Raw genomic sequence first — 17,497 nt, 5'->3', positions numbered from 1 at the left:
CTTTCCTCTCTGTAGCCAGAAAGCAAGGACAGTATTATTAGATACTTACTCTTTGCGGGACTGCTTTTGCTGCTTCAGTCACTATCTGTCGTCTGGGCCGAACCGTGGACAGGACGTTTTATGATCGAGTATGAACAGGATGCTGGTTCTTCAAACCGGTGCTTTTTCATAAAGCATGACCGTCAGACATTACCAGACAACCCGTCAGATATTGCCGACACAAACGGCTGTTCAGGATCAGCTTCGCCCCACGATGACAAACGCCAAAAACTTTGCCGTTACGAAGTGAAAACGACCACCTTTGAGTCAACTTCGTGGCAATGGCTTCATGTCACAAAGCTACTGCTTGCTTACGAGCTGACCCTGACAACCGACCCCTTCCCTCTAAATTCGAACTTTTCTTCATGGCTATCTGTAAAAGCGATTTTTGCGATCATCGCAGCGATGTTTGGCTCTGGAAGTAACCAGCAAGAATACCAGCCATCTGTATCGTCCAGCCAGAAAGCCCCACAACCCATCACCCGCATGGCTGGTTCATTAACCAACCCTGTGTATTCTGGCTCTGGCGACGGTAAAGGAGATCCTCAACAACACCTGCACACTCTGGGTTTAAATTGTTTCGTCTATCCCTGCATTGGGGTTTGTCAATTCCGATCATCACACGATAGCAGAGCACCCGCCGAATGGCCGCTGAGTTTCATTGAAAGCTCATGCCCTCATTTGACTAATGGATACTGCCTTAGTTGCATAGGTTTTGATCCGGCAAACGAAGCATATTCCGAACAACACTCAGCTCTTGAAACATTGAATGAACTCCCTGAAATTCACCGCCCATTCGATTTTGACCAATTGACTGAGACACAAGAACTCATGACAAATCACAAAAGCAAATGCTACGTTGGGAACCTGGTATGCAACGAGCTGCGGGGCGGGGAGTATGATCAGCCGCAGCTATGCGGAAGGGTTTGCAAAAATACTAAAGCCCTTTCGGTTCACAAAAGCAGATACCATACCGGGCAAAAAATCTGTGACGTGACCCTGATCGGAGCAGATGGCCAGCCACGGCTGTGCGGGAAATTCTGCAAAAATGCTCAAGCCCTGTCGGATCACAAAAGAAGATACCACAGCAGACGTCAAACCTGTGATGTGAATCTGGTCGGGAAAGATGGCCAGCAGTGGCCATGTGGTATGGTCTGCAAGAATGCCCGCTCTCTGGCGGAGCATAAAAGCAAATGCCACAGCGGGCAAAAAACCTGTGACAAAACAGTGGTCAGGAAGGATGGCAAACAGTGGCCATGCGGGAGGGTCTGCAAAAATGCTAATGCCCTGTCGAATCACAAAAACAGAGTGCACACCGGACAACAAACCTGTGATGTGATGGTAGTTGGGGAAGATGGCCAACAACAACCATGCGGTATGATCTGCAAGAATGCTAAAACCCTGTGGGACCACAAAGGAAGACATCGAAAACACAAGCCTGTTAGTCTGGACTCTGACCTCGGCCTTTGATTTACCCAACCTTCCATGCTTTTTTTCCGGCAGCAACCATCGGCTTTAAAGAGAATGTTTTTGACAGAAAAACATGTTTATTTTCTTGATCTATCCTTCCTCTCTGTATATCAGGATCCAGAGACAGAATTATTAAACACTTTCTCTTTGCGGCACCGTTGTTGCTGCTACTGTGGCTGTCTGCCGTCTGTCAGGCCAATCCGTGGAAAGGACGCTTTAGTGTTGAGCTTGAACTGAATGCAAGTTCAAAACAGAGCTTTTCCATAAAGTCTGACCGGCCAACACTGTCGGGAAACCCGCTAGACACTACCGACACAAAAAGCTACCCAGGATCAGCTTTGTCAACCGATGACAAACAACACAGACATGCTGGTTCGACCATTATTGAGTCGATCTCGTGGCGATGGTTTTACGCCACGAATCTGCTGATGGCTTTTGAGCTGATCCTGACCACTCAAGACGCTCTTGTGAGCTGCGCTCCTTATTCATCGCTACCTTTGGAGGCGATTATAGCTGTCAGCTGGCTTTTAAAAAGTTTTTGGCATCCCGATTCACCGCTGTTTAAATCAATTGAACAACAGGCGGCACTTATGTTGACAGAGGGGGATCACCGATTTGCAACCATCACCACGATGTTTGGCTCTGGACATAACCCACCTCCCTATCAGGCATCAGAATCATCCGGTCAACCCACCCCTGCGACCAGTAATCAGGCTACAGACTTTTTCACCAGCATCTTTTACTCCGGCTCTGCCGATGGCAACGGAGGCTCTCAACAACACCAACACACGTTAGGTTTAAATTGTTTCGTCTATCCCTGCAATGGCGTTTGTCAATTCCGACCACCATCCGATAGCAGCGATTCAGTTGAAAGGCCGCTGAATTCTCCAAACAGTTCGATAGACAACGCAGTAACACCTCAACAAACATGTCCTCATCTGCCCCATGGACACTGCCTCAGTTGTATGCGCTATCTTGATCCTGCATGCGCCTCAGCCTCCCAGGCATACTCAACTTTGAAAACATTGGATGAGCTTTTTGAAATTCAATTGCCATTCGATTCTGGCCCACTATTTGATCGAGAGGTGAACGACTTTGGTAGCAACCCGGCCAATAACTTCAACTCTATTGACTTACTGAATGCAGGAGCAGCCTATAGATCGGATGCTATAGGAGCACCCAATGATGAAGAGCTGACGTTCAGGAATTTTTCTTTCAACGACTATGAATTTCCGGCCACTAATGGGTCACTTGATCTTCAGAGTTTTGCCGAAAATGCCAGATTTTCCTTGACACTTAACCAATCCCCTCTTCCGACGGGAATTTCAGAAACACAACAAACAACCCATGAATCATTCCAATTGAGTCAAAGCCAGGCTGATCGTCCCCCTACAGCCGCAGCATCAGCCCTTTCAGATCGCATAATCGTCACCGGGCAAACTACCTGTAACTTAATAGTGATCGGGGAGGATGGCCAGCAACAACTTTGTGGAAAGAGCTACAAGCGTATTCAAAGTCTGTCGGAACACAAAAGCAGAGAACATAGCGGTGAAAAAACCTGTGATTCAACAGTGATCGGAGAGGATGGTGAGCAACGGCCATGCGGAAAAGTCTGCAAGAATGCTCGAGTCCTGTCATGTCACAAGAGCAGAATCCACCCCAGGCAACAAGTCTGTCACGTGAAGGTGGTCGGGAAGGATGGCCAGCCACAACCGTGCGGAAAGGTCTCAACGAGTGTTGTCGCCCTGTCATCTCACAAAAGCAAAGCTCACAGCATGCAAAAGACCTGTCATGTGACAGTAGTCGGGAATAATGGACAGCTTAAGCCATGCGCAAAGATTTTTAAGAGTGCTCAATCTCTGGCAAGTCATAAATGCCAATATCATTCTGGGCAAAAGACCTGTGATATGATAACAATCGGCGAGGATGGTCAATCGCATCCATGTGGGAAGATCTGTAAGAATGCTCAGTCACTATCGACTCATAAAAGCCAATATCATAGCGGGCAAAGAACCTGTCGCGTGACAATAGTCGGGGAGAATGGACAGCTTCAGCCATGCAAAAAGATTTTTAAGAGTGCTCTAAGTCTATCGACTCACAAAAGCCAATTTCATAACCGGCAATGGATCTGTGATGTGACAATAGTCGGGGAGAATGGCCAGCTGCAACCATGCGGGAAGGTCTACAGGAGACCTCAGTCTCTGTCGACTCACAGAAGAAAAGAGCATACAGGGCAACAAATCTGTGACTCAACCATAGACAGAGGGAACAGCCAGTCGCAACCGGGCGCCAGGGGCTGCAGTAATGCTGAAACCCAGTTGCAACATAAAAGAATAGATCGAAAACGCAAGCACACTGCTGAGGAGCAGGAAGATGACCTCAGCCCTTAAAAAGATTGAGTAAATAAGTAATGATCTGACCTCCGCTCTTTCGTTAGGTGATCTATTCTTCTTGCCAGTGAACTAGATTCCAGGGATAGAATTATTAAACATACTCTCTCTTTGGCACTGCTTTTGCCGCTTCTGTCGTTTTCTGTCGTCTGTCAGGCCAAAACCTGGACAGGACCTTTTACTATTGAGATTGAACAGAATTCGGGTTCTCAAAAACAGAGCTTTTTTATAAAGCGTAGCCGAGGTACACTGCCGCCCTCCTCAGACATTGCCGACACAAACGGTTATACAGGATCAGATTCGCCATCGGATAGAAAGCGACAAAGTCGTGTCTGTTCGTCTATCATTGAGTCGATTTCGCGGCAATGGCTTTACGTCTCGAACCTGCTGGTTGCTTACGAACTCATCCTGACCACCCAAGACGACTCCCATAGCTCCACCCCTTATTCTTGGCTACCTTTGGAAGCGGTTGTCACTGCCTGCTGGCTTTTAAAAAGCTTTTGGAATCATGATTCACAGTTATTTAAACCAATTAGACTACAGTCGACATCTATTTTGACACAGAGAGATCAACTGTTTGCGACCATCACTATGACACTTGGCTCCGGACATAATCCACCCCAAAATCAGCCAGCTGAATCATCAAGGCAGCGTACTCCACAGGCCACCAGCCAGCCTACAGGCTATTTTACTCATCTCCAGTATTCTGAATCTGCCGACGGTAACGAAGATCCACAACAACATTCACACACTCTAGGTTTAAATTGTTTCATCTATCCCTGTCGTGGCGCTTGTGAATTCCGACCATCATCCGATAGCAGTGATCCTGATGAATGGCCGTCGCATTCTATAGAAAACTTGCGAGCTCACATAAAAGCAACACCCGAACAAAACTCATGCCCCCATTTGGCTGACGGGCGCTGCTTTAGTTGCATAGGTCACTTTGATCTTTTGAGCGCTAAAGGTTCCCAACCAAACTCGGCTGTCGGAACATTGGACGATCTTTCTGACATTGAATTTCCGTTCGATTCCAGGCCTCTATTTGATCTGGAGGCGTATAACTTTGATAACGACCCGATCAATAGCTTCAGCTTTTCAGACTTAATGAATGCAGGAGTGGCCTTTACAAAGAATACTAACAGGCTACTCAATGATGAAGTGCTATCCCACAGAAGTTTGTCGTCCAACGCGCTTGAGTTTCCGGTCATTAATCGGTCACCCGATTCACACGGTCTTTCTCAAGAAGCAGGGGGCTCCCTGACATTCACCCAACTGCCTCCTCCAATGGGAAATTCAGAAACACAACCAAACACCACTGAATCGTCACAATTGAGTCAAAGCACAGCTCGTCATTCCCAAACAGGTGTTGCACAAGCTTTTTCAGATCACAAAAGCAGAGTCCACAGCGGGCAAAGAACCTGTAACGTGACTGTGACCGGAGAAGATGGCCAGCCAAGGCCATGCGGGAAGATCTGCAAGCATGCTCGAGCCCTGTCGGATCACAAAAGAAAAACACATGGCGAGCGACAAACCTGTGACGTGATCGTGTTAGGGGCGGATGGCAAGCATCGGCGATGCGATCGAGTCTGCAAAAATGCTCGAGCTCTTTGGAATCACAAAAGAAGAAGCCATAGCGAGCAAAAAATCTGTGACGTGATCCTGATCGATGCTGATGGCCAGCGACGGCCATGCGGTAAAATCTGCAAAAGTGTTCAAGCCCTGTCGGATCACAAAAGAAGAAAACATAGAAAGCAAAAAGCCTGTAACACAAGCCTGGTCCGCAAGGGTAACCTGCAGAGTTCCTGAGACAGACTCTGCAAGAACGCCAAATTTCTGGAGAAAATCAAAAGAGAGCATCTAAAACGCAAACATGTTGATGTCGATCGGGACGATGGCTGTCCTTAGTCTGACACCCGCCCTTTCATGAGATTTTAACCGGTGCAACCTTTGTTTTTTTTTGTAAAAAAACTTTGACAGGAAAGCGCACTTATTTTATTGATCTATCCTTCCTATCTGTAGTCAGAATGCAAGAATAGAATTATTAAACACTCACTCTTTGCGGCACCTTTGTTGCTTCTACTGTCGCTGTCTCTCGCCTGTCAGGCTAAACTGTGGACAGGATGCTTTGCTGTTGAACTTGAAAAGAATTCAGGTTCGGCAAAACAGGGCTTTTCCATAAAGCGTAACCGACTAACACTAGCGGGAAACCCGTCAGACACTGTCGACATAGACGGCTATACCGGAGCAGCTTCACCACCAGATGACAAACGACACAGGCATGGCGATTCGAGCATTATTGAATTAATTTCATGGCAATGGCTTTACGCTGCTGACCTGCTGGTTGCTTTCGAACTGATCTTGACCGTTCAGGACGCTCTTCTTAAGTCAGAGCCTTATTCATGGCCACCTTTAGAAACGACTATTGTTGTCGCTTGGCTTCTAAAAAGCACCCGGAACCCTGATTCACCAATGTTTAACCCGATTGAACAACATGAGTCGAGTCAGGATCAGCCCTTTGCAACCATCACTACGATGTTTGGCTCCGAACGTAACCCACCACAGTACCAGCCATCAGAATCACCGGGGCAGCAGACCCCAAAAGCCACCACCCAACCTGCGAGCTATTTTACTGATCCACTGTCCTCTGACTCTGGCGACGGTAACGAAGACCCTCAACAACACTTACACACTTTTGGTGTAAATTGTCTCGTTTATCCCTGTAATGGCGTTTGTCAATTCCGTCCCTCTTCCGATAACAGCGGTCCCGCTGAATGGCCGCTGAATTCCGGAGAAAGTTCCACAGGTCACTCAAAAGCAATATCCAAACAGAGTTCATGCCCTCATTTCGCTAATAGATACTGTCTGACTTGCACCTGTTATTTTGTTCCTGTAAATGCTATAGATACCCAACAAAACTCGACTTTCGTAACATTAGACGATCTTTCTGACATTGAATGCCCATTCGATTCTGGTCGACAGTTTGACTTACAGGCCTATGACATTGATAGCAGCCCGACCCATAGCTTCAACTCTATAGACTTAATGAATGCAGGGCCAGACTCAACAACTAATGTGACCGGGCCACTCAATGATGATGTGCCAATACCCGGCTACTGGCCATCCAACGCTCATCATTCTGCGGTTGTTAGTGGATCTTATCTGCAGAGTCTTCCCGAAGAAGCCGGGTTTTCCTCTATGCTCCCGCACCTGCCACCTCCAGTGGAAACTTCAGAAACACAACAAACCAATGCTGAATCTTCCCCATTGAGTCAACGCCAACCTCATCTTACCTCGACAGACACTGAACAGGCCCCTTCAGATCCAAAAAGCAAAGGCCACACCGGACAAAAAGTCTGTGATGTGAACGTGGTCAAGGAGGATGGCCAGCAGAAACCATGCGCGAAGGTCTTCAAGAATGCCAAAACCTTGTCGAATCACAGAAAAAGAGTCCACTCAGGGAAAAAAACCTGCTCGGCAACAATGCTTGGTGCAAATAACCAGCGGCAGCCATGTGGGCTAGTCTGCAAGAACTATCAGTTCCTTTTAGAACACAAAAGAAGAGAGCACAGCGGGCAGCAAATCTGCTACGTAAAAATAGTCGGAGAAGATGGCCAGCCACAGCAATGCAGGAAGGTCTTCAAGAACCCTAATAGCCTGTCGACTCACAAAAGAAGCACCCACAGCGGGCAACGAACCTGTGAGGTAATAGTGACTGGGAAGGATGGCCAGCCAAGGCAATGCGGATTGGTTTGCAGGAGTGCTCATGCCCTGTCGGCTCACAAAAGCGGTTATCACAGCGGACAAAAAACCTGTGACCTGGACATGGTCGGGGAGGATGGCCAACAAAGACTGTGCGGAATGGTCTGCAAAAATGCGAGAACCCTGTACTATCACAAAGCAAAAGACCACAGCGGGCAACAAACCTGTAACCTAAGCTTGGTGGGAAAGGATGGTCAACGGCAGCCATGCGGCAAAATAAGCAGCAATCTCAGATCTCTAACGGTTCACAAAAGAAGATACCACAGAGGGCAACAAACCTGTGAAATAACCATAGTTGGGGAGGATGGAGAGCAGCGACCATGCGGAATGGCTTTCGAAAGCAAAGGTGCCCTGTCGGATCACAAAAGAATACATCTAAAACACAAGCCTTTTGATCTGGATTAGTAATGGCTTCAATGCAGTCCTCTCAGTCAGGAGCAACACCCGGACAAGACTCATGCTCCCATTTTGCAAGAATGCTCGCGTCCTGACGGATCACAAAAGAAGCACCCACAGCGGACAACAAATCTGTGACTTAATCTTGTTGAGAGAGGACGGTCAACAGCAGCCATGCGGCAGAGTCTTCAACAATGCCAGAGCCCTGTTTGATCACAGAAGAAGACCCCACATCAGGAAAAAAATCTGTGACGTGCTCCTGGTCAGAGGGGATGAACAACCGAAGTCATTCGGGACTGTCTGTAAGAACTCCAGAGCCCTGTCGTATCACAAAAAAATATCACTCCCAACAATAAATCCGTGACTTGACTGAAGTTGGGCAGGATGGGGGCAGAGTCCATGGGGGAAAGTCTGCAAGAGTGGTGTTTCCCGTTACAACCTTTGGTTTTTGACAGAGTTTTTCTGACGGAAAGATTTTGACAGATGAACACGTTTATTTTCTTGATCTATTCTTCCTTTCTGAAAAACCATGATGCAAGGATAGGATTATTAATCTCTCACTCCTTGCGGCAACGCTGTTGCTGCTATTGTCGTTGCCCGTCATCAGCCAGACTAGCCCGTGGTCAGGACCTCTCGTTGTCGAGTTTGTACAAGATTCAGGTTCTCCAAATGAGAGCTTTTCTATCGGACAGGTCTGGCATATATTACCAAATGAACCTTCAAATGTTGCCGTCAGAAACCACTATGCAGAACCAGATCTGCCACCCGAAATTAAACGATACAATAACTACAGTTACAGTCTGAAAACAACACTTATTGAGTCGGTTTTCTGGCAGTTGCTTTCTGCCAACGAGCTGCTGGCTGCCTACAAACTGATGCTGACTACTAAAAACACCCCCCTGAGCACCACACCTTATTCATGGATACCCGCAGAGGCGACTATAGCGGCGATCTGGATTATAAAAAACTATTGGCACCCCGATTCACCACTGCTTAACCCGATTGAACTACAGTCGACTTCTATGTTGACACAGTGGGGACAGCCGTTTTCAGCCATGATGACGTTTGGCTCCAGACATGACCTACAAAAATGCCAACCATCAGAATCATCGAGGCAGCATGCCCCGCAAGCCACTAGCCACCCTGCGGGCTATTCGACCCCCCCACTGAATAACAAGTATGGCGGCGATAACGGAGGTCCTGACCAACAGCTGCATACTTTGGATTTTAATTGTTTCGTTTATCCCTGCCTCGGTGTTTGTCGATTGCGACTACCATCCGATAGCAGATGGCCCGCTGAATGGATGATGAATTCCAAAGAGAGTGCAGCAGGCCAAACAGGAGCAATACCAGGACAAAGCTCATGCCCTCATTTAGCTGATGGAAACTGTCTTGGTTGCATAGACTATTCATATTCTGAAGACGCTATACATCCCGAACAAAACTCGCTTTTCTACACGTCAAACTATCTCCCTGACATCCAACTCCCATTCGATTCTGCCCCACTATCAGAGCCACTGCTCCACGACATTAGTGGCAAGCCCGACAATAGCAGCAACTATACAAACGAAGTCGCCTTAATCGGAGTCACCTCAGAGTCAATGGTTGCTGGAGCAATCTGTGCAACCAAGACTCCCGCACCACTCCATGATGATATGGCAGGGAATTTGTCTTCCGGCGCTGACGGTTTTGCAATCATTAGCAGGTCACTCGACCCAAATAATCTTCTCGAAGGAGCCACTGCTTCGGTTACTAACTGGTTCACCCCGTCATTGGCTGAACATTGCCAATACAACCTGTTGAATTACAGAGGCAACATCCGCACCAGGCAGGAAATATGTGACTTGACAGTAATCGGTCAGGATAATATGCCACAGCCATGCGGAAAAGTTTTCACGAATGCTAAATATCTGTCATCTCATAAAAACAGAATCCACAGGGGGCAAAAAATCTGTTATCTGACCGTGGTCGGTAAGAATGGCAAGCAGCGAGCATGTGGGATGGTCTTTAGGAATATTAAAGCCCTGTCGTATCACAAAATAAGCCAACACACCGGAGAACAAACCTGTAGCATGACCGTGGTCAGGGAGGATGGTCAGAAACGACCATGCGGTAAGGTCTGCAGGTCTTATAAATCCCTGTTGGATCACGAAAGAAGAGGGCATAGTCGGCAACAAACCTGTAACACGACCGTAACCGGAGAGGATGGCCAGCCGCAGCCATGCGGAAAGGTTTGCAAGAGCGCTAAAGCTCTTTCCGATCATAAAAGAAGAAAACACACCGGGCAAAAAACTTGTGACTTCAGAGTGGTCAGGGAGGATGGCCAGCTGCAGTCATGCGGGAAGATCCTCAGCAATGCCAGGGCCCTGTCGGATCATAAAAGAAGAAATCACAGCGAGCAAAAAACCTGTGAAACAATAGTGATCGCAGAGGATGGTCAGCCCAGGCCGTGCGGGAAGGTCTGCAAGAGTGCCCTGACCCTGCTTGAACACATAAGAGGATGCCACGCCAAGAAAAAGACCTGTAACTTTATAGTGGTCGCCAAGGATGGCCAGCAACGGCCATGTGGAAAAGTCTACAAAAGTGTTCTTTCCCTGGCAATTCACAAATGTTCACATGGAAAACTCAAGTTTGATGGTCTGGAGGATAGCCCCAATCCTTGATCTGAAACACTCTTTAATGAGGTTTTGCCTCCTAAAACCTTTGGCTTTTGACAGAGTTTTTTTAACAGAAGAACTTCAGCAGAAAAACACGCTTATTTTCTTGATCTATCCTTCGCTTTTTAAACCAGAAGGCAAGGATAGAATTATTAAACATACACTCTTCGCAGCACAGGTGTTGTTGCTTCTGTTGCGGTCTGTCTTCTGTCCGGCCGAACCGTCGACAGAACGTTTTTCTGTTAAGCTTGAACAGAATTCAGGCTCTCCAATACAGAGCTTTTCCAAGTGTGACTGTCATACATTGCCGGGCAGCCTGTCAGGCACGGACTGCAATACCATCTGTACAGGCTCCTTTTCGCTACCCGAGAATAAACGACAAATATTTCTCAGTTTCGAAATAAAATCGACCATTCCCGAGTCGATTTCGTGGCAATGGCTTTATGCCACCCAGCTGCTGGTTGCCTGTGAACTGATCCTGACTGCCAGAGACACCCTAATGATCTCCAAACCATATTTATGCCTGCCTGTAAAATTGGTTGTCGCTATCGGTTGGCTTTTGAAAAGTGACTGGAATCCCGATTCACCATTGTTTAGCCCTATTGTACGACATTGTTCATTTATTCTGACATGGGAGGATCGTCTGTTTGCGGTCATCACTTCAGCACTTGACTCTGGAAAGAACTCAGCACAATACCAGTCATCAGAATCATCCGGCCAAAACACCAGGGAAAAACTCACCTTCACTAAAGGCTATTTCAGCAACCTCCTGTATCCTGACTCTGACAATGGTGACGAGGGCCCTGAACAACACCAACACACGCTGAATTTAAATTGCTACGTCTATCCCTGTAATAACGTTTGCATATTCCGACCATCATTCGATAGTTGCGAGTTATCTGAACAGCCACTGGATTACAGAGGAAGCTCACCTCATCTGGCTAATGGACACTGCCTGGATTACATAGATCTTTGTCATCCGGAGACTGCTGAAGACTCCCGGGAAGACCCGCTTCCTGAAATACTGAATGATTTTTCTGATATACAACCCCTATTCAATTCACACCCAGTATTTGCTGGCAACTCTGTAGACGGGATCACATTAAATGGAATCGCTTCTACAACAAATGCTGCCGAACCATTTAATGATGAATTGCCAATGCCCGGGAATTGGCCTTACACCGCTGACCATTTAATGGACATTAATGGCTCAAGCGATCTATATGATCTTCTCAGAGAGTCCGTTTTTTCCTCAACGCCTGATTATTCAGAAATACCTGGATCAACTACTGAATCATCCCAACCGGATGATGACCAACCTCATCTTTCCCCGGTAGGCGCAATAAATGCCAAAAACGACAGAAGACAACCAACCTGTGACGTAACAACAGTGGGAAAAGATGGCCAGTTGCGGCCATGTGGGGCCATCTTCAAGAATGCTCAATCTCTATCGGCTCACAGATACAGTTACCATACCGGGCAAAAAACCTGCACCAAGATTCTGATCGGAAAAGATGGCCAGTCACGGCCATGTGGGCTCGTCCTCAAGAATGCTCAATCTCTGTCGGCTCACAAAAGCAGTTACCATAGCGGGCAAAAAACCTGCAACGAGATTCTGGTCGCGGAGGATGGCCAGTCGCGCCGATGTGGGGCCGTCTGCAAGAATGCTCAAACCCTGTCGAGACACAAACAAAGAGACCACACCGGACAACAAAGCTGTGACATAAGCGTGTTTGGGAAGGATGGCCAGCTGCGACTCTGCGGGAAGGTCTGCAATAATGTCATTGCCCTGAGGGATCACAAAAGAAGAGCCCACGCCAAAGAATATGCCTGTCGGGCAACAGTGGTTGTGAAGAGTGGCCAGTCGCAGCCATGTGCAAGAGTTTGCAAGAGTCTTCAAGCCATGTCGGCTCACAAAACAAAATACCACAGCGGGCAACAAACCTGTGACGTGACCATGGTTGGGGAGGATGGCCAGCAGCAACCATGCGGAAAAGTCTTCAGTAATACCAGAACCCTTATGAGTCACAATCGAAGAGATCACTGTGAACAACAAATCTGTAACCTGACCGTGGTCGGAAAAAATGGCCTGCAGCAGCCATGCGGGAAGGCCTGTAGGAATGCCAAGGCTATGTCATCTCACAAAAGCAAATACCATACCGGGCGAAAAACCTGTGAAGTGACCGTAGTCGGGGAGGATGGTCAGCCGCAGCCATGCGGGAAGGTCTGCAACACTGCTCAAGCCCTGAACAATCACAAAAGGGTACATCGAAAGCACAAGCCTGTTGATGTTGACCAGGAGGCTGACAGAGGACAGCGCCCGTAGAGAGGATGCTCAAGTCCGACAGGCTCCTGGCAAATAGCTTCATAGACTTCGGCTTCAGTCCATAATCTGACACCCGCACCTTCTCATAAGGTGATCTATCCTTCATCTCTGTAAACCAGAATGCAAGGATAGGATTATTAAACACTCACTCTTAGCGGCACCACTAATACTGCTATTGTCTTTGTCAGTCGCCTTTAAGGCCGAACCATTGACACGACGTTTTATTGTCGAGCTCGAGCAGGATGCTGATTCTCCAAAACAGAACTTTTCTATAAAATGTGAACGTCCTACATTACCGGACAAAGCTTCAGGCACTGCCGACAACAACGGCTGCACAGGTTCCGATTTACCGCCTGATGGCAAACGACACAGACCTTACGTTTACGGGATAAAAACGCCCCTTGTTACATCGATTTTATTGCCTATGCTTTACGCCACTCACCTTCTGGTTGCTTACGAACTGATCCTGACTACCAAAGATGCCCCTCCGGACTCACTCCCCTATTCATGGTTGCCTTTAGACCTGGTTGTCGTTATCAGTTGGCTTTCAGAAAGTTATTGCAGTCCCGATTCACTGCTGTTTAAAGCCATTGAACGACGGGTGGCCTCCATGTCAACAACGGGGGACCACCCGTTTGCAATCATCACTGCGATGTTTGGCTCCAGACGTGCGTCACCACACCATCAGCCATCAGAATCCTCCGCCCAGCAAGTCCCACATGACACTGCGCAACTTACAGGCTCTTTAATCGGCTCTTTGAATTCTGGCTCCGGAGGCGGTGACCGGGACCCTCAACAAAACGTGCACACTCTGGGCTTGAATTGCTACATTTATCCCTGTCATGGCATTTGTCAATTCCGACTCTCATCCGATGTCAGAGAGCCCGCTAAATGTTTGCCGAACTTCGAAGAAAGTTCGACAAGCCTCACAGCAATATCAGGACAAAGCCCATGCTCTCATTTGGCTGATGGCCACTGCCTTGGTTGCAGAGTTCATTTTGACCCGACAAACCCTTCCAGCTCCCAGCAACTCTCGCCGTCAGGAAAATTGAACAATCTCGCTGCCATTCAACTCCAATCTACTTCTGGCCAATTACTTCAGGCTCATGACATTAATGAAACACCTGCAAATATCTGCAACTACAGAGAGTCAACAGTTGCAGGGACCGCCTGCACCAATGACCCTAAAGGGCCAGTCAATGATGATGTGTCAAAGCCAGTGAATGAAATTAAACATTTCCAACGAGCCCTTTCGGGTCACAAACGCAAACACCGCACCAGGCAACGAACCTGTGACGTGACCGTGGTTGGTAGAGATGGGCAGCAAAAGCCATGCGGAAAGGTCTGCAAAAGGGCTCAGGATCTGCCTGAACACAAATGCAAATATCACGACGGACCAAAAACCTGCAACGTGACCGTAGTTTGGCAAAATGGCCAGCCGCAGTCGTGCGGGAGGACCTGCAAGAATAGCAGCGCCCTGTCAACTCATAAAAGCACATTCCACAGCGGGCAACGAACCTGTGGCGTGCCCGAAGTCAGAGAGGACGGCCAGCTGCAGCCATGCGGGAAAGTCTTCAAGAATGCTCAATCTATGTATTCTCACAAAAAAAGCCATCACAGCGAGCCAAAGACTTGTGTCTTCTCCATGGTCAGGGGAGATGGTCAGCAACGGCCATGCGGGAAAGTCTTTAGGAGTGCTCAGTCTCTGGCAACCCATAAAAGCAGAGTCCACAGAGGGGAACAAACCTGCGAGGTGACGGTGGTCACAGAGGATGGTCGGCTACAGCCATGCGGAAAGATCTGTAAAAACCATCTATGTCTGTCATCTCACAAAGACAGAGTCCACGGTGTTATTCGAACCTGTGATGCGACGGTGATCGGTAAGGACGGTCAACAGCGACCATGCGGAACGGTCTGTAAGAATCCCAAAGTCTTGTCACATCACAAAAGAAACTTCCACTCCGGACAGCAAGTCTGTGACGTGATCGTGGTCGGGGAGGATGGTCAACATCAGCCATGCGGAAGAGTCTGCAAGAGTGCTCCCGCCCTATCAATTCACACAAGAAGAAACCACGGCGAGATAAAATTCTGTGATGCGATCGTGGTCGGGCAAAATGGTCAACAGCGGCCGTGCTGGACGATCTGCAAGAGTGCCCTCGCCCTTTCGGATCACAAAAGGATACATCAAAAACGCAAGCCTGTTGATGTCAAACAGAATGACAAGTTCAGTCCCTGATCTGACACTCGCATTTTCAAGAGTTGATCTATTCTTCCTCTCTGTAAAAGACAATGCAAGGATAGAATGGTTAAGCATATATTCTTTTCAGCAGTGTTGTTGCTGATACTTTCGTTATCTGTCACCTGTCAGGAAGAGCCGTTGACACGACGTTTTTTTGTCGAGCCTGGACAGGATTCAGGCTCTCTAAAAAAGAACTTTTCTATAAAACCTGTCATACCTGCATTGCCGGACAACCCATCAGACATTGCCGACAACGACGGCTGTGCGAGGTCCGGCTCATCGCTTGATAACAAACGTCATAAACAAAACAGTTACGAAACAAAAACGCCCCTTGTTGAGTCGATTTCGTGGCAGTTGCTTCGCGCCACTCACCTGCTGTTTGCTTATGAACTAACCCTGACCACCAGAGATGTTACACTTTACTCTACTCCTTATTCATGGCTACCTGTAGAAGTGGCTATCATTGCCGAGTGGCTTTTGAAAAGCTATTGGAACCCCGGTTTTCCGCTGTTTAGCCCAGTTGAACAAAAAGCAGCATCTGTGGGAGCACACCCGTTTGCTACCATCACTGTGATGTTTGGCTCTGATCATAACCAGCAACAATATCAGTCATCAAAGTCATCCGGGCAGCAAGCCCCAAAGCCTCTCCCTCACCCTAAAGCCTCTTTCATCAGCCAACTGAATAATGACTATGGCGGCAACAGAGGCCCTCAACAACATTCACATACCTTGGAATTAAATTGTTACGTCTCTCCCTGTCATGGCGTTTGTCAATTGCAACCATCATCAGATAGCAGAGAACCCGCTGAATGGTCGCCGAATTCCGTAGCAAGCTCATGTCCCCACTTAGTTATTGGACACTGCTTAAATTGTGTAAGTCATTTTGATTTTTTATACACGGCAGATTCACAAGAAAAATTGTTCCTTGGAGCTTCGAATGATCTTTCTGATGTTCAACTTCCTTTTGATTCTGACCGACTATTTGATGACAACTTTATTGACGGGGTCGCCTTAGACGGGGTCGCCTTAGACGGGGTCGCCCTGGACGGGGTCGCCGATACGACCGGCGCTGCGGGTTCACTCAATGATGATGCACCAGTACTCGCGAGTTTTCCTACTACCACCCATGGTTTTGCGGCCATTCAAAAAGCATCCGATCTACAGCCTCCTATTCAAGAAGACGGTTTTTTTATTACGCTTAAACATTCAGAAACGCAACCAAGATCATCCCAATTGGATCAGAATCTGCCTCGTCTTTCCCGGACGGGGTCAAATCAAGCCACAGCCCACAGCGGACAGAAAGCCTGCAACGCAACAGTCATTGGAAAGGATGGCCAACTCTGGCCATGCGGGAAGGTCTGCAAGAATGCTCAGGCCTTGTCGCTTCACAGAAGAATGCACCACAGCGGGCAAGAAACCTGTAATGCAACAGTGGCCGGAAAGGATAGTCAGCAGCGGCCGTGCGGTAAGATCTGCAAAAATCTTTCATCCCTGTACAATCACAAAAGCAATGCCCACAGCGGACAAAAAACCTGTGCTGCAACAGTGGTTGGTGAGGATGGCCTGCTGCAGCCATGTGGAACAGTATGCAAGAGTACCAAAAGCTTCTCGGATCACAAAAGAAACTTCCACAGTGGTCGAAAAACCTGTGACTTGAAAATAGTCGGGGAAGATGGTCAACCGCGACCATGCGGGACGATCTGCAAAAATTTTTTAACCCTTTCTAATCACAGAAGAGACGTGCACAGCGGACAACAAACCTGTGATGGAATACTGGTCGGGGAGGATGGTCAGCCGCAGCCATGCGGGTTGGTCTGCAAGAATACTCAGATCCTGTCCTATCACAAAAGTTTAATCCACACTGGGCAACAAATCTGTGACGTGACCATAGTCGGGGAAGATGGCCAACAGCAGCCATGCGGGAAGGCCTGTAAGAATGCTCATGCCCTGTCATCTCACAAAAGCAAATACCACACCAGGCCAAAAGCCTTGGGTGAGATAGTGGTCCGGAATAATGACCGGCAGCGGCCACGCGGGAGGGTCCGCCGCCCTGCTGAAACCCTGTCGGACCACAAAAGAAAACATCGAAAACGCAAGCCTGTTGATGCGAACCAGGACGATGACTAAATCAGAATGCAAGATAGAATGATTAAGCACCCATGCTTTATGGCGTCACTTTTGCTGCTGTCGTTACCTGTCGCCTCTGATTGATTCGATGTCG

9 protein-coding genes are annotated in these 17,497 nt (G+C 48.0%); all 9 read left to right on the top strand.

All coding sequences use genetic code 11. From position 1 onward, the window contains the following. Window positions 1-120: 120 nt before the first annotated feature. The 9 genes from ACOJUN_RS12965 to ACOJUN_RS12925 all read left to right on the top strand — a co-directional run bounded on the left by ACOJUN_RS12965 (window position 121) and on the right by ACOJUN_RS12925 (window position 17,403). Complete coding sequence (locus tag ACOJUN_RS12965) at window positions 121-1,509, top strand: hypothetical protein (RefSeq protein ID WP_422137011.1); 1,389 nt, start codon at window positions 121-123, stop codon at window positions 1,507-1,509. A gap of 158 nt (window positions 1,510-1,667) precedes the next feature. Next, window positions 1,668-3,899: a C2H2-type zinc finger protein gene (locus ACOJUN_RS12960; RefSeq protein WP_422137010.1), complete on the top strand. Its 2,232-nt coding sequence runs from the start codon at window positions 1,668-1,670 to the stop codon at window positions 3,897-3,899. A 111-nt stretch (window positions 3,900-4,010) separates the two neighbouring features. Next, complete coding sequence (locus ACOJUN_RS12955; protein WP_422137009.1) at window positions 4,011-5,705, top strand: hypothetical protein; 1,695 nt, start codon at window positions 4,011-4,013, stop codon at window positions 5,703-5,705. 261 nt (window positions 5,706-5,966) lie between these two features. After that, window positions 5,967-8,063: a hypothetical protein gene (locus tag ACOJUN_RS12950; RefSeq protein ID WP_422137008.1), complete on the top strand. Its 2,097-nt coding sequence runs from the start codon at window positions 5,967-5,969 to the stop codon at window positions 8,061-8,063. Window positions 8,064-8,115: 52 nt separating this feature from the next. After that, window positions 8,116-8,418 carry a hypothetical protein gene (locus ACOJUN_RS12945; RefSeq protein ID WP_422137007.1) on the top strand — a complete coding sequence of 101 codons (303 nt, stop codon included), beginning with the start codon at window positions 8,116-8,118 and terminating at the stop codon, window positions 8,416-8,418. 214 nt (window positions 8,419-8,632) lie between these two features. After that, window positions 8,633-10,717: a hypothetical protein gene (locus ACOJUN_RS12940; protein ID WP_422137006.1), complete on the top strand. Its 2,085-nt coding sequence runs from the start codon at window positions 8,633-8,635 to the stop codon at window positions 10,715-10,717. A gap of 187 nt (window positions 10,718-10,904) precedes the next feature. Beyond that, entirely contained in the window at window positions 10,905-13,037 is a 2,133-nt protein-coding gene (locus ACOJUN_RS12935; protein ID WP_422137005.1) for a hypothetical protein, read from the top strand. A gap of 181 nt (window positions 13,038-13,218) precedes the next feature. Then, entirely contained in the window at window positions 13,219-15,273 is a 2,055-nt protein-coding gene (locus ACOJUN_RS12930) for a hypothetical protein (RefSeq protein ID WP_422137004.1), read from the top strand. A 141-nt stretch (window positions 15,274-15,414) separates the two neighbouring features. Beyond that, window positions 15,415-17,403, top strand: a complete 1,989-nt coding sequence (locus ACOJUN_RS12925) for a hypothetical protein (protein ID WP_422137003.1) — start codon at window positions 15,415-15,417, stop codon at window positions 17,401-17,403. Window positions 17,404-17,497 lie beyond the last annotated feature (94 nt).

The organism is Endozoicomonas sp. ALD040 (assembly GCF_049275945.1).
Taxonomy (GTDB): Bacteria; Pseudomonadota; Gammaproteobacteria; order Pseudomonadales; family Endozoicomonadaceae; genus Endozoicomonas_A.
The sequence above is the reverse complement of the archived record's forward strand: the minus strand, read 5'-3'. Positions and strand labels throughout refer to the sequence as shown.